The following is a 12093-nucleotide window of genomic DNA, read 5'->3' on the forward strand; positions in this document are numbered from 1 at the left end:
TCGGTGTGACTAGTACTTGCGATCCCGCCATTTGCGATCTCGCCATAAAAATACTTTGCCGTCTCGGTGCACGGTTAGAGGCCTGGGGACTTGGGTCGCGATTTGGAATTCCTCGGACCTGCGAACCCCGGCATTTATCACGGAGAGATGCCGCTTATTAGAGCCAACGCCGACATGCGGAAATTGCGAGTAGTCGATTAATTGTCTATCAGCGGCTGTTGATGATCGGTCAACCCACTTTTGGATTTCACCATGTGCTTGCCCACTAGGCTCCCGGTTTGAATTGCCTGTCGTGAAACGGCTGCCTCCTGCGGCGCTATGGGGGGGCGAGCGAGAAGGTAATGACGGTGGATGATCAGAAACGCTCGTGTAGGACTCGAGACTCGCGTAGTCGCTGGAGATACTGCTATCGCGTCTGCTTGACCCGACAGAGCTGTACGGGTTTTCAGCCTCGGCAACCACTGCACTCACCTTTCGCTTTGTTGCTTCAATCAACACTGGGGTTGCTGGACGAGGTGTGCGCAAGTGAAGCCGATTGGCAATACCTTTGAACAGGCTGAGCAATGCACTGGAATGGCCTGAGGGATCGATTCGGTTGATGGGGTCACTTAAACAATATGCATAGGCATTAAGCCCGCCTGTACCGAAAGGACTCCAACTGTCAGGGCTACTGAATCGTAACAGGGAAGGGCTAAAAGCCCTGAGGCCTGCCCCTAATAGATAACTGGGGAGTGGTAGATGCATACACTCAGCATTGAAACCTAGCACTGTGTGGGGGGAGGGCAGCGCAGGGTTATGGCCATAGGCTGAATAGGCATGGGATTCACGAGCGCCCCCTTCTCCCTGCACGTGTATGACTGAGCCCTTGCTATCTGTTGCCAACAAGCCACCGCCAGGTGTAACTGTGCGGCGTTCAGCCAGGGGCATATGCTCAACGCGCATTATAGTGTGGTGCTCTGTGCCTTGTATCTCCGTGATCAGTTCAGAATTTTTATAGAACAGGACGGTTTTCGTGTCACTTGTCACATCTTAATCCTCATCACCAGCGCTAGAGGAAAGGTTTTTCAGAATGTTGAGATAATTATTGGCCGGTGACTACTGGCAAAAATGCTAGGTACGCAGAAATGGCCTACGCGCTCCTAGCCTGCGTCCTACATTTTCTTGGGGGTGGGTGGAATTATCCTACGCAGTCTGTCGAAGCACGTCTGATTGTCCGGGGAAACACTGGCCACTAGGCTCTGCCGGTCGCTGAGGGTTCAGCGATCGGGGTGTGGAAACCTCTGTGGCATATGGTTGTTGTCGATATGACAGTTGTGCGCGGGAGGCCTTCGGGCCTACCGGGTTCGCCATATGCCTGGTTTTCCACCCCGCGTACAGCTGTCACCCCAATGTGTGGAAACGGACGGGTGGCCCATGACCGATATGGTGATCACATGAAAAAAATCGTCCCCGACCCACCCCATCAATTCGCCCTTCCCCCTGAAATATCCCTCGCCCGTGCCCTCCAGGACGGCGTGGTGCCCATGGAGTACGTGCTGATGAATGTCTCCCACTACCTGATGTTCGCCTTCAGCGACAGCCACCGCGCGCTGGACCGCATCGAGGACGAGGAGACCCGCCAGTTGCTGATGCACGGCCTGCGGGCCATGCAGATTGCCTGGGGGCAGGCGGATGCCTTGGCCAGTGCGGTGGAGAACCGGACTGTGCATTGATTGCTGCGGCGCATGATCTGAAAGCCGGCGCGATCCCTGTGGGAAGCGGCCTTGTGTCGCGATGGGCTGCGCAGCAGCCCCCGGCGATTCTGTATGAGGTCGAGATTCTGGGGCTGCTCTGCAGCCCAATCGCGACACAAGGCCGCTTCCCACAGGGATCGCGCCGGCTTTGGATTCTTAACAAGGCAGTTGCTCCCACAAGGTTCGCGCCTACGTCGAGCACTAGCAAAACCAGCTCACTTCACAGGGCCGTATGCGCCGACCACCGGCCCGGAACAAAGGTTCGAGCCCCCAGTCGAATGCCTCGTTTCCCGGCCATCCCGGCCGATGAGGTCCCTCCCGATGAAAGCACTCACCCTGGCAACCCTGATGACCCTGGCCGCAAGCCCGGTGTTCGCCTTCAACCTAAGCGATGTTGCCAATGCGGTTTCTGCCACGCAAAACCAGCAGCACAGCATCCCGGTGCAGGCCCCCGAGGGCCAGGCCAACTTGCTCAACACGCTGGGCAGCGAACTGAAGATCACCCCCGAACAGGCCATCGGCGGCGCCGGGGCGATGCTGGGGCTGGCGCGCAACCACCTCAGCGGTGATGACTATGGCCAGCTGACCAAGGCGGTGCCGGGGCTGGACCTGTTGTCTGGCGCCAATGCGCTGGGTGGCTTGAGCGGGTTGGGGCAGTTGCTGGGCGGGGACAAGGCAGCGTCGCCACTGGGTAATGCGCTGGGCGGCGAGGTGGAGAACCGCAACGACTTGGACAATGCGTTCAAGGCACTGGGTATGGATACCGGTATGATCGGGCAGTTTGCGCCGTTGATTCTGCAGTACCTGGGGCAGCAGGGGATTGCTGGGTCGTTGTTGCAGAACTTGGGGAGTCTGTGGACCACGCCGGCGCCGCAGGCCCAGCCTTCGGTCTGACGTCAGAACGCCAGATAAAGGCGGGAGGTTAATCCTGCTCGCATAGGGTTTTTACCTTCCTTAAAAGTTCCAGCGGAGTTGTTCATCGCCGAGCTGTTGGCGGATTTCTTCTACTCTTTGCGCAATACGTACGATGTCCCTGCTGTAGTCCTGATAAAGCGCTGATCCCGGCTGCAGATGCCCGATGTTCCGTTCATAAGTTTGAATGTGTTGGGAGGCTTCTGCCAATTCACTATGAAGGCGTTGTGCATGATCCAGGTCTATGGCCTGTCGCGCCTGTCTCGGCTGCTGCAAATTCATGCGGGGTAACACTGGGTTCAGGTTCTGGTTGGCTGCAAGCGGGACATTGCCTTCACCACGCGGCGCAAAGTAACGATCACCGCCGTTGTAAGCCAACGGGTTCCTGGGCCGGTTCGGCGGAACTGCCTGTACCCAGTTTTGTACCCGCGGGTTTATCACTACAACTTCGGGCTCGATATGAGGGATATGTTCGGGAGCAAGGCGAAGTCGGCGCAGAGGCGGAAGGCCCGCATGCCCGCTAGGGTCTGACCGGTTCACTGGATCGCTTGTGCAATAAATGTAGGAATTGAGCCCACCTTTACCAAAAGGGCTCCAGCTGTCAGGTGCCATGAATCGCATGAGTATCGGACTGTAGGGCCTGTATCCGTTACCCAGCAGATAGGTTCTTGAGTATCTGTCCAAGCATTCACCATTGAAGCCCAGTGCTGGGGGGGATGCTGCGTCGTGCTGCCTGAAGCCGAAGGGGCAGTAAGCGTAATTTGAAAAGGCCATGACACCGTTCACCCAAGGTAGGTTGAGGTGTCAGTATTTCCCCAAGGGCCGCTGCTGCGTACTGACAAAATTGACAGTTGCAAATTGTTCAGCTCTGGCAGGCGGCACACAGTAGGTTGACGGCGACGCGCTTGGACGGCTGGGTTGGCGATCCGTGGGGGCAGCGTCGCACACAGACGCAATGCTCAAACCGCTTCAGTGAACTCCACCAAGCGCACCGGCCGGCGGAAGCCCGCGGTCAGTACCGCCAGGTAAGCCAACCCCAAGGCAAACCAGCAAAGCCCGATCACCAGCGTCAGCGCCGACAGGCTGGTCCACAGCCACAAGGTCAGCCCCAACCCCACCAGCGGCACCACGCCATAGCGCAGCAGCCCCTTGAGGTTGCGCTGCGCCCCGTCAGCCAGCAGATGGGTCTTGACCACCGCCAGGTTCACCGCCGAAAACGCCACCAGCGCGCCAAAGCTGATCAGCGAGGCGAGGGTGGCCAGGTCGATCACCAGTGCCAGCAGCGAGAACGCCGACACCAGCAGGGTGGCGAACACTGGCGTGCCGAAGCGCGGCGACAGGTAGCCGAAGCTGCGCTGCGGCAATACGCGGTCGCGGCCCATGGTGAACAGGATGCGCGACACCGCCGCCTGGGAGGCCAGGGCCGAGCCCAGGCTGCCGGCAACGAACGCGGCGGTGAAGAAGTTGGCGAGGAACTGGCCGCCGGCCTTGAGCATCACCTCGTTGGCAGCGGCATCGGCGTTGGCGAAGTGGCTGCCCGGCAGCACCAGCTGGCTGACGTAGGCCAGCACGGTGAACAGCACGCCGGCGAACAGCGTGGTGAGGATGATCGCCCGCGGCACGTCGCGGCGGGCGTCCTTGCACTCTTCGGCCAGGGTCGATACTGCATCGAAGCCCAGAAACGACAGGCACAGCACTGCGGCACCGGCCATCAGCGCGCCGAAGCCGGGCTGGCTGCCGTCACCGCGCAGCGGCGCGAGCGCATCCACCGGCTGCCCGGCCAGGCTCTGCCAAGACAGCGCAACGAACACCCCGATGAAGACGATCTGCGCGCCGACGATCAGGTTGCTGGTTTTGGCCACCGAGTGAATGCCCACCACGTTGAGCACGGTCACCAGGGCGATGGAGGCGAGCACGATGCTCCAGGCCGGGATGGCCGGGAAGGCGATGTTGAGAAACAGCCCGATCAGCAGGTAGTTGATCATCGGCAGGAACAGGTAGTCGAGCAGCAGCGACCAGCCGGCCAGAAAGCCCACGCCGGGGCCGAACGCCAGGTGGGTGTAGGAGTAGGCCGAGCCTGCCACCGGGAAGCGCTTGACCATGAAGCTGTAGGAAGCGGCGGTGAACAGCATGGCCAGCAGGGTGACCAGGTAGGCGCTGGCGGTACGCCCGCCGGTGAGCTCGGTGACGATGCCGTAGGTGGTGAAGATGGTCAGCGGGACCATGTATACCAGGCCGAAGAACACCAGGGCGGGCAGGCCGAGGACACGGCGCAGTTGGGGGGCGGAGCAAGGTTGGGTTGCCATCGATCAATCCTGGCTTTTTTGTAGTTGTGTTTGATCGATTTTTATCTAGTAAGGCTGCTGGTGACAAACAAAGAGTTGCTTATGTCCATTATAAATGTGGATTTTAATCGGGTATTTATGTTGGTTTTGCTGGCCCTATCGCCGGCAAGCCGGCTCCTACAGGGGCCTGTGCAGGAGCCGGCTTGCCGGCGATGGGGCCGGAACAGGCTTACCCCATCTCGGCCCGCAACTCATCGATACGCTGGTCCTTCTCGACCCACAGCTGGTTCACCCAGGCCTGCACGGTCTGGCGGAACGCCGGGTCGTTCTCGTAGTCGCCGGCACTCAGCGCCGGGTCCAGCTCACGCACGCGGATGTCGATGATCACGCGGCTGATGCTGCCGTCGAGCAGCGCCCAGAAGCCTGGCGCCTGCTTGCCGGGGTAGACGATGGTGACGTCCAGCAGCGCGTCCAGCTGCTCGCCGAGTGCTGCCAGCACGAAGGCCACGCCGCCGGCCTTGGGCTTGAGCAGGTTGCGGTACGGCGATTGTTGCTGGGCACGCTTGGCTTCGGTGAAGCGGGTACCCTCGAGGTAGTTGACCACGGTTACCGGCTGGCGCTTGAACAGCTCGCAGGCGGCTTTGGTGATTTCCAGGTCCTTGCCTTTGAGCTCGGGGTGCTTCTCGAGAAACGCCTTGCTGTAGCGCTTCATGAACGGGTAGTCCAGACCCCACCAGGCCAGGCCCAGCAGCGGCACCCAGATCAGCTCTTTTTTGAGAAAGAACTTGAAGAACGGCACCCGGCGGTTGAGGCTTTCGATCAGCGCGGGGATGTCGACCCAGGTCTGGTGGTTGCTGACGCACAGGTACGAGGTGTGCTTGCCCAGGTTCTCCACGCCGCGAATGTCCCAGCGGGTGGGGATGCACAGGGCGAAGATGGCCTTGTCGACTTCCGACCAGGCTTCGGCGATCCACATCACTGCGGCCGAGGCGTAGTCGCGCCAGCGCCCGGGCAGCACCAGCTTGAGCAGGGCGAACACCAGCAGCGGGCCGATCATCACCAGGGTGTTGAGCAGCAGCAGGGTCAGGGTAAGGATGCCGGTCAGCAGGCGACGCATAGGGAAACTCTTGTTGTGTGGATTTTACGGTTGGCAATGATAAGCAGGGCCGTGGCCTACGCCAAACGCGGAATGCCCGGCGGGTGGGACAAATGTTTCACATTGTGTTGTTTAACCTGTGACAACGAACCTATGCTGCCTGCGCAGTCTAAGCACTGACTCTTCTCAAGGAAGCCTGCCCTGTGAAACCCCTGCTTGCCCTGTTGTCCCTTCTGGCGCTGCCGGTGATGGCCGCCGAGCCCACGCTGTATGGCCGTTACGAGAACATCACGCTGCCGGAGCTGGGTGAAACGCTCAAGGCCAAGATGGACACCGGCGCCTACACCGCGTCGCTGTCGGCCAAGGATATCGAGCTGTTCAAGCGTGATGGCCAGGACTGGGTGCGCTTTCGCCTGGCAACCAAAGGCGCCGATGGCAAGGTCTACGAGCATGAGGTGTCGCGCATCAGCAAAATCAAGAATCGCGCCGACGAGGACGAGGAGGGCGATGCCCCGGAGCTTTCGCGCCGCCCGGTGGTCGACCTGGAGCTGTGCCTGGGTGACGTGAAGCGCACCGTGGAGGTGAACTTGGTCGACCGCAGCAACTTCAACTACCCGCTGCTGGTGGGCGCCAAGGCGCTGCGCGAGTTCAAGGCGGCGGTCAACCCGGCGAAGAAGTTCACTGCGGGCAAGCCTGACTGCTGATTTGCCTGTACCGGCGCTATCGCCGGCAAGCCGGCTCCTACAGGGTTTTGCAGGAGCCGGCTTGCCGGCGATAGGGCTCGAGCGCTTAAAATCCAGCTTTGCCCCCAGCAAGGCCGGACGCCATGCCCCACATTCTCATCGTCGAAGACGAAGCCTCCATCGCCGACACCCTGGTCTACGCCCTGCAGGCCGACGGCCACAGCACCGAATGGGTGACCCTCGGCAGTGCTGCGGTCGAGCAACAGCGCCTGCGCCCGGCGGACCTGGTGATACTCGACATCGGCCTGCCCGATATCAGCGGGTTTGAAACCTGCCGCCAGCTGCGTCGCTTCAGCGAGGTGCCGGTGATGTTCCTCAGTGCCCGCGACGCCGAGATCGACCGGGTACTGGGCCTGGAGATCGGCGCCGACGACTACGTGGTCAAGCCGTTCAGCCCGCGCGAGGTGGCGGCGCGGGTGCGGGCGATCCTCAAGCGCATGGCGCCGCGCGTTGAGCCTGCCACTGAAAGCACGTTGTTCCAGCTCGACACGCTGGCCATGCGCATCAGCTACCAGGGCCAGCCGCTGGCCCTGACCCGCCACGAATTCCGCCTGCTGCAATGCCTGCTGGAGCAGCCGCGCCGGGTGTTCAGCCGCGAGCAATTGCTCGACGGTTTGGGCGTGGCCTCGGACGTGGGCTACGAGCGCACCATCGACAGCCATATCAAGAGCCTGCGCGCCAAGCTGCGCCAGGTGGCCCCCGCCGCCGAGCCGATCCAGACCCACCGGGGCCTGGGCTACAGTTACAGCCCGGAACACGCCTGATGCGCCTGGGGATTCGCATCTTCCTGGTGTACTTCCTGTTCGTCGGGCTGGCGGGCTATTTTTTGCTCAACACCGTGCGCGAGCAGATTCGCCCGGTGGTGCGCCAGTCGTCGGAAGAAACCCTGGTGGACACCGCCAATCTGCTGGCCGAGATTCTCCACGACGACGTCAAGGCCGGCACCCTGGCCCAGAGCCGCCTGCCCGAGGTGCTCAAGGCTTATGGCCTGCGCAGCCCCGGCGCGCATATCTGGGGCCTGGCCAAGACCCAGGTCAGCCACCGCATCTACGTCACCGACGCCAACGGCATCGTGCTGCTCGACTCCAGCGGCCAGGACCTGGGCAAGGACTACTCGCAGTGGAACGACGTCTACCTGACCCTGCGCGGCCAGTATGGCGCGCGCTCTACCCGCAGCGTTGCAGACGACGAAAGCACCTCGGTGATGCATGTGGCGGCGCCGATCCTCGATGCGGGCAGGATCATCGGCGTGGTCACCGTGGCCAAGCCCAATAGCTCGCTGCAGCCCTACATCGACCGCTCTGAAGAGCGCCTGCTGAACCTCGGGCTTGGGCTGATCGGGTTGGGCCTGCTGATCGGCGCGGCGCTGTCGTGGTGGCTGGTGCGCTCGCTGCGCCGCCTGGCGCGCTACGCCCAGGCGGTCAGCGAGGGCGAGCGGGCGGCGGTGCCGTATTACAAGGGCGGCGAGCTGGCGCACCTGGCCAATGCGGTGGAGCGCATGCGCACGCAACTGGAGGGCAAGGCCTACGTGGAGCGCTACGTGCACACCCTGACCCATGAGCTGAAAAGCCCGCTGGCGGCGATTCGCGGGGCCTCGGAGCTGCTGCAGGGCGAGATGCCGGCCGAGCAGCGGGCGCGCTTTGCCGGCAATATCGAGCGCGAGAGCGAGCGTTTGCAGCAGATGATCGAGCGCCTGCTGAACCTGGCCCGGGTCGAGCAGATGCAGGCCCTTGAAGACGAGCAGCAGGTGGCCCTGGCGGGGCTGGTGGATGAGCTGCTGGTGGCCCAGGGGGTGCGTATCGAGGCGAACGCGTTGCAGGTGCGCCAGCGGCTGCCGGCCGGTACGCAGCTGCTGTGCGACCCGTTCCTGCTACGCCAGGCGCTGGCCAACCTGTTGGACAACGCGCTGGACTTCACCCCGCCCGGTGGTGTGCTGCTGTTCGAGCTGGAGCGCGACGGCGAGCGGGTGGCGCTGAGCCTGTTCAACCAGGGGCCAAGCATTCCCGAGTACGCCCTGGGGCGGGTCAGCGAGCGGTTCTATTCGCTGCCGCGCCCTGGCACCGGGCGCAAGAGCACGGGGCTTGGGCTGAACTTCGTGGCCGAGGTGATGCAGCTGCATGGCGGGGCGTTGGCGGTGGATAACGCCGAAGGCGGGGTGCGGGTGCGGCTGTGGCTGCCTGCGCGGCGGCTAAACCTCTGAGTCCCTGATTCGGCAAGCTCTCTGTAGGAGCCGGCACTGGCCTGAAGCTTATCCAATCCCTGTGGGAAGCGGCCTTGTGTCGCGATGGGCTGCAAAGCAGCCCCGGCATTCTTGCATGATGCCGAGATCCTGGGGCTGCTTCGCAGCCCATCGCGACACAAGGCCGCTTCCCACAGGGTCCATGCTGTGCTTGCGAAGACATTCTCCACACAAACCACACAAACCCACCCCGAAGGCTCCACGCAGCGGGCAGACACTGCCTGCCATCGCACACGGAGCCTCACCAATGAACAAGACCCTGGGTTTCAAGCTCGGCACCATCGCCGTGCTGATCCTGCTGCTGCTCATCCCGCTGTTGATGATTGGCGGCCTTATCGACGAACGCCAGCACCTGCGCGACAGCGTGGTGCAGGACATCGCCCGCAGCTCTGCCTTTGGCCAGCAGATCAGCGGCCCGATGCTGGTGGTGCCCTACCGCAAGTACGAGCGCCGCTGGATCGACAAGGACGGCCAGAGTACCCAGGAAACCAGTACGGTCAGCGGCAACCTGTACTTCCTGCCGGAAACCCTCGACGTGGACATGGGCGCCGAGACCGAGCTGCGTGCCCGGGGCATCTACCAGGCGCGGCTGTTCCACACCAAGGGCCGTATCAGCGGGCGCTTCAAGCTGCCCGACCACTGGGGTATCGACGAGGACTACGGCGACTACCGCTTCGACAAGCCCTACCTGGTGGTGGGTATCAGCGATATCCGCGGTATCGAGAACAACCTGGAGCTGAACCTGGACGACCAGCGCCTGGCCTTCGAGGCCGGCACCGGCCTTGACTGGATGCGCGGTGGCGTCCATGTGCCGCTGCCGCAGTTCGAAGGTGGCCACATTGGCGAGTTCAACTACAGCTTCGAGCTGGCCCTGCAGGGCACTGGCCAACTGCATGTATTGCCGGTGGGCCGCAGCAGCACGGTGGCCCTGCGCGCCAACTGGCCGCACCCAAGCTTCATCGGCAGCTACCTGCCCAGCCGCCGGGCCATCGATGACGAGGGCTTCAACGCCCATTGGCAGACCTCGTTCTTTGCCACCAACCTGGAAGACGCACTGCGCAAATGCGCCACTGCGGGCCAATGCGAAGAGTTCCTGCAAACCACCCTCGGCGTGAGCTTCGTCGACCCGGTGGACCAGTACCTGAAGAGCGAACGGGCGATCAAGTACGCGTTGCTGTTCATTGCCCTGACCTTCGCCGGCTTCTTCCTGTTCGAAGTGCTCAAGAGCCTGCGGGTGCATGCGGTGCAGTACGTGCTGGTGGGCGTGGCGCTGGCGTTCTTCTACCTGTTGCTGCTGTCGCTGTCGGAACACCTGGGCTTTGCCCTGGCCTACGGGCTGTCGGCGTCGGCCTGCGTGCTGCTGATCGGTTTCTACCTGTGCTTCGTGCTGCAAAGCTTCGGGCGCGGGGTGGGCTTTGCGGCGGGGCTGGCGGCGTTGTACGGCATGCTCTACGGGCTGCTCAGCGCTGAGGACTACGCGCTGTTGATGGGCTCGCTGCTGTGCTTTGGCTTGCTTGGGGTGTTCATGGTGCTGACCCGCCGGCTGGACTGGTCGCGGGTGGGGAGGGGGGTATGAGGGAGGATCGCGAGGTCGGGCGTTGGTTGGCCCAGAGGATTGGGCAGTTGTTTCCTGCGATACCGAGGTGAGGCCATCGCCGGCAAGCCGGCTCCTACAAGGATCACGCGATCCCTGTAGGAGCCGGCTTGCCGGCGATGAGGCCCTATCAGGCGGTAGGCAAAGTCGCCAGCATCGACGCCCGCTGGCTGACTTCGGCATACCACGCCGCCAGCCCCGGCTGCTGCTCACGCCAGCCAAATTCGGGCTGGCGCAGGTCCAGATACCCCAGCGCACAGGCCACGCCAATGGCTGCCAGGTCGAACCCCGAGGCCAGTTCGGCCAGGTGCTCCTGCTCCAGGTTGGCAAGGCTTCTGCGGATCTTCTCGCCCTGGGCTGCCACCCACCCGTCCCATTGCTTGTCGGCCGGGCGCAGGAAGGTTTCGTAACGGGTAGCCACCGCAGCATCCATGATCGCATCGGCCTGGGACGCCAGGGTCAGCCGGCGCCAGCGCGCCGAGCCCTCGCGGGGCAGCAGCGGGTTGCCGACGTGCTGGGTGTCGAGGAATTCGCAGATCACCCGGCTGTCGTGCAGCACGCTGCCGTCGTCCAGGCGCAGGGCCGGGATCTTGCCGATCGGGTTTCCCTGATTGAGCTGCTCGTCGCCGTTCACCGGGCTGATATTCACCGCCTGCAGGGTCACCCGGCCGAGCTGGCCGGTCTCGTGCAGCACCACCATCACCTTGCGCACGAACGGCGACAAGGGCGAATGGAACAGGATCATGGCTCAGTTACCTTGCAGGCTGGGTGGCAGGCACACGCCAGTGCCGCCGATGCCGCAATAGCCTTCGGGGTTCTTGGCCAGGTACTGCTGGTGGTAGGCCTCGGCGAAGTACACGGTCGGCGCCTGGTCGATCTCGGTGGTGATTGCGCCGAAGCCGGCCTTGCCCAGCTCGGCCTGGAAGGCATCGCGGCTGGCCTTGGCTTCGTCCAGCTGCTGCGGCGAGGTGCAGTAGATGGCCGAGCGGTACTGGGTGCCGATGTCGTTGCCCTGGCGCATGCCTTGGGTGGGGTTGTGCAGCTCCCAGAACATCGCCAGCAGCTCGCGGTAGCTGACCTTGTCCTTGTCGAACACCACCAGCACCACCTCGGTGTGGCCGGTCAGGCCCGAGCAGACTTCTTCGTAGGTGGGGTTGGGGGTGAAGCCGCCGGCGTAGCCGACCACGGTGCTGACCACGCCTTCACGCTGCCAGAAGCGGCGCTCGGCGCCCCAGAAGCAACCCAGGCCGAAGATGGCGAAGTCGATGGCGCCTTCGAAGAACGGGCCCAGCAGCGGGGTGCCTTCGAACACGTAGTGGAATTCGGGCAGGCTCATCGGGGTTTCGCGGCCAGGCAGGGCCTGTTCCGCGGTAGGCAGGACGTTTTTGTTCACCAGGATTTCCGAACGCAGGGTCATGGCCGTTCCTCTGTGTTTTTCAGATTGATTGGGGGGAGGCCATCGCCGGCAAGCCGGCTCCTACAGGGGGGGCG

The 12093-nt window shown here is 62.9% G+C and carries 12 protein-coding genes and 1 pseudogene; 6 read left to right on the plus strand and 7 right to left on the minus strand.

The window, feature by feature from the left end:
• Positions 1 to 9: 9 nt before the first annotated feature.
• Positions 10 to 942 carry an RHS repeat-associated core domain-containing protein gene (locus KSS94_RS01895; RefSeq protein ID WP_217843501.1) on the minus strand — a complete coding sequence of 311 codons (933 nt, stop codon included), beginning with the start codon at positions 940 to 942 and terminating at the stop codon, positions 10 to 12.
• A 491-nt stretch (positions 943 to 1433) separates the two neighbouring features.
• Between KSS94_RS01895 and KSS94_RS01900 the strand changes: the two genes are divergently transcribed.
• Positions 1434 to 1712 (plus strand): hypothetical protein, encoded by a 279-nt coding sequence (locus tag KSS94_RS01900; RefSeq protein ID WP_217841420.1) that lies wholly within the window; start codon positions 1434 to 1436, stop codon positions 1710 to 1712.
• A 342-nt stretch (positions 1713 to 2054) separates the two neighbouring features.
• Positions 2055 to 2627 carry a DUF2780 domain-containing protein gene (locus tag KSS94_RS01905; protein WP_217841421.1) on the plus strand — a complete coding sequence of 191 codons (573 nt, stop codon included), beginning with the start codon at positions 2055 to 2057 and terminating at the stop codon, positions 2625 to 2627.
• A gap of 60 nt (positions 2628 to 2687) precedes the next feature.
• On the opposite strand, the gene KSS94_RS27170 is transcribed toward KSS94_RS01905, so the two are convergent.
• The 4 genes and pseudogenes from KSS94_RS27170 to yihG all read right to left on the minus strand — a co-directional run bounded on the left by KSS94_RS27170 (position 2688) and on the right by yihG (position 6047).
• Positions 2688 to 3023, minus strand: a complete 336-nt coding sequence (locus tag KSS94_RS27170; protein WP_225935923.1) for a hypothetical protein — start codon at positions 3021 to 3023, stop codon at positions 2688 to 2690.
• 147 nt (positions 3024 to 3170) lie between these two features.
• A pseudogene (locus tag KSS94_RS27175) lies at positions 3171 to 3419 on the minus strand (RHS repeat-associated core domain-containing protein); the annotation flags it as partial.
• A 185-nt stretch (positions 3420 to 3604) separates the two neighbouring features.
• Entirely contained in the window at positions 3605 to 4951 is a 1347-nt protein-coding gene (locus tag KSS94_RS01915; protein ID WP_217841423.1) for an APC family permease, read from the minus strand.
• 208 nt (positions 4952 to 5159) lie between these two features.
• Entirely contained in the window at positions 5160 to 6047 is an 888-nt protein-coding gene (gene yihG / locus KSS94_RS01920; protein WP_217841424.1) for a 1-acylglycerol-3-phosphate O-acyltransferase, YihG family, read from the minus strand.
• A gap of 182 nt (positions 6048 to 6229) precedes the next feature.
• Here yihG and rloA2 point away from each other — a divergent pair, with 182 nt between their 5' ends.
• The 4 genes from rloA2 (at position 6230) to creD (ending at position 10584) form a co-directional block, all read left to right on the plus strand.
• Positions 6230 to 6730 (plus strand): retropepsin-like aspartic peptidase RloA2, encoded by a 501-nt coding sequence (gene rloA2 / locus KSS94_RS01925; protein ID WP_217841425.1) that lies wholly within the window; start codon positions 6230 to 6232, stop codon positions 6728 to 6730.
• A 122-nt stretch (positions 6731 to 6852) separates the two neighbouring features.
• The gene (gene creB, locus KSS94_RS01930; RefSeq protein ID WP_217841426.1) at positions 6853 to 7533 is read left to right on the plus strand and encodes a two-component system response regulator CreB; all 681 of its coding nucleotides are present in this window, start codon (positions 6853 to 6855) and stop codon (positions 7531 to 7533) included.
• A complete protein-coding gene (creC, locus tag KSS94_RS01935; RefSeq protein WP_217841427.1) occupies positions 7533 to 8969 on the plus strand; it encodes a two-component system sensor histidine kinase CreC in 1437 nt (478 codons plus the stop codon). The genes creB and creC overlap by 1 nt, the downstream gene beginning before the upstream one ends.
• 286 nt (positions 8970 to 9255) lie before the next feature.
• Positions 9256 to 10584: a cell envelope integrity protein CreD gene (gene creD, locus KSS94_RS01940; protein WP_217841428.1), complete on the plus strand. Its 1329-nt coding sequence runs from the start codon at positions 9256 to 9258 to the stop codon at positions 10582 to 10584.
• Positions 10585 to 10732: 148 nt separating this feature from the next.
• On the opposite strand, the gene KSS94_RS01945 is transcribed toward creD, so the two are convergent.
• On the minus strand, positions 10733 to 11347 hold the full coding sequence (locus tag KSS94_RS01945; protein ID WP_217841429.1) for a glutathione S-transferase: 615 nt from the start codon (positions 11345 to 11347) through the stop codon (positions 10733 to 10735).
• A 3-nt stretch (positions 11348 to 11350) separates the two neighbouring features.
• Positions 11351 to 12019 carry a peptide-methionine (S)-S-oxide reductase MsrA gene (msrA, locus tag KSS94_RS01950; RefSeq protein WP_217841430.1) on the minus strand — a complete coding sequence of 223 codons (669 nt, stop codon included), beginning with the start codon at positions 12017 to 12019 and terminating at the stop codon, positions 11351 to 11353.
• Between the last annotated feature and the right edge of the window lie 74 nt (positions 12020 to 12093).

The organism is Pseudomonas fakonensis (assembly GCF_019139895.1).
Lineage (GTDB): Bacteria > Pseudomonadota > Gammaproteobacteria > Pseudomonadales > Pseudomonadaceae > Aquipseudomonas > Aquipseudomonas fakonensis.

Coding starts and splice junctions, on each gene's coding strand:
- KSS94_RS01895 (WP_217843501.1), bottom strand. CDS start 942: ATGCGCGTTGAGCATATGCCCCTGGCTGAACGCCGCACAGTTACACCT.
- KSS94_RS01900 (WP_217841420.1), top strand. CDS start 1,434: ATGAAAAAAATCGTCCCCGACCCACCCCATCAATTCGCCCTTCCCCCT.
- KSS94_RS01905 (WP_217841421.1), top strand. CDS start 2,055: ATGAAAGCACTCACCCTGGCAACCCTGATGACCCTGGCCGCAAGCCCG.
- KSS94_RS01915 (WP_217841423.1), bottom strand. CDS start 4,951: ATGGCAACCCAACCTTGCTCCGCCCCCCAACTGCGCCGTGTCCTCGGC.
- yihG (WP_217841424.1), bottom strand. CDS start 6,047: ATGCGTCGCCTGCTGACCGGCATCCTTACCCTGACCCTGCTGCTGCTC.
- creB (WP_217841426.1), top strand. CDS start 6,853: ATGCCCCACATTCTCATCGTCGAAGACGAAGCCTCCATCGCCGACACC.
- creC (WP_217841427.1), top strand. CDS start 7,533: ATGCGCCTGGGGATTCGCATCTTCCTGGTGTACTTCCTGTTCGTCGGG.
- creD (WP_217841428.1), top strand. CDS start 9,256: ATGAACAAGACCCTGGGTTTCAAGCTCGGCACCATCGCCGTGCTGATC.
- KSS94_RS01945 (WP_217841429.1), bottom strand. CDS start 11,347: ATGATCCTGTTCCATTCGCCCTTGTCGCCGTTCGTGCGCAAGGTGATG.
- msrA (WP_217841430.1), bottom strand. CDS start 12,019: ATGACCCTGCGTTCGGAAATCCTGGTGAACAAAAACGTCCTGCCTACC.